This window comes from Streptomyces tricolor (assembly GCF_002155905.1).
GTDB classification, from domain to species: Bacteria; Actinomycetota; Actinomycetes; order Streptomycetales; family Streptomycetaceae; genus Streptomyces; species Streptomyces tricolor.
Genome location: NZ_MUMF01001075.1, coordinates 1 through 1,010 on the forward strand (window position 1 = coordinate 1; position 1,010 = coordinate 1,010).

A 1,010-nucleotide genomic window follows, 5' to 3' on the forward strand; every position below is an offset into this window, starting at 1 on the left:
CCCCTCGCGACCCCGTTCCCGCCGCTGGCCGAGCCCCGCCCCCTGGGCGAACACCGGGTGTGGCCGCGCACCTTCCACGACCGGCTCACCGCCCCGCTGCCCGGCCTCAAGGCCGTCGCCCGCTTCGCCCGCGAAGGCGCCGTGCGCCCCGACCCCGACGGCCTCGCCGACATCGGCCGCCTGCCGTACGAACCGGCCCCGCTGCCCCGCGTCGACTCCCGCACCCTCGCCGTCACCTGGGCGGGGCACGCCAGCTGGATCGTGCGCATCGGCGGCCTGACCGTCCTGACCGACCCCGTCTGGTCCCGCCGCATCCTCGGCACCCCGGCCCGCGTCACCCCCGTGGGCGTGCCCTGGGACACCCTGCCCCGCGTCGACGCCGTCGTCATCAGCCACAACCACTACGACCACCTGGACGCCCCCACCCTGCGCCGGCTCCCGCGCGACACCCCCGTGTTCGCCCCGGCCGGCCTCGGCCGCTGGTTCCGCCGCCGCCGGTTCACCGTCGTCACCGAGCTGGACTGGTGGGAGGGCGCGGAACTCTCCGGCACGCGCTTCGACTTCGTGCCGGCGCACCACTGGTCCAAGCGCACCCTCACCGACACCTGCCGCAGCCTGTGGGGAGGCTGGGTGCTGACCGCGTCCGACGGACAGCGCCTGTACTTCGCCGGCGACACCGGCTACGGCCACTGGTTCTCCCGCATCGGCCGCCGCTACCCCGGTATCGACCTCGCCCTCATGCCCATCGGCGCCTACGACCCCCGCTGGTGGCTGAGCGACGTCCACTGCGACCCCGAGGAGGCGGTCCAGGCATTCCTCGACCTCGGCGCCCGCCGCATGGCCCCCATGCACTGGGCCGCCTTCATCCTCTCGGCGGAACCGGTCCTGGAGCCCCTCACGCGGGTACGGGCGGCCTGGGAGAAGGCGGGGCTGGCCCGCGAAGACCTGTGGGACCTGCCGGTGGGCGGTTCGAGAGTCCTGGAGTGAAGGCGGCCCGGCCCGCACCCGCC

Annotated in this window: 1 protein-coding gene; it reads left to right on the forward strand. The window is 75.3% G+C overall.

The window, feature by feature from the left end; all coding sequences use genetic code 11:
- On the forward strand, positions 1 to 987 hold a 987-nt coding region (locus tag CCN44_RS42830), incomplete at its 5' end, for an MBL fold metallo-hydrolase (RefSeq protein ID WP_107502196.1).
- Positions 988 to 1,010: the final 23 nt, after the last annotated feature.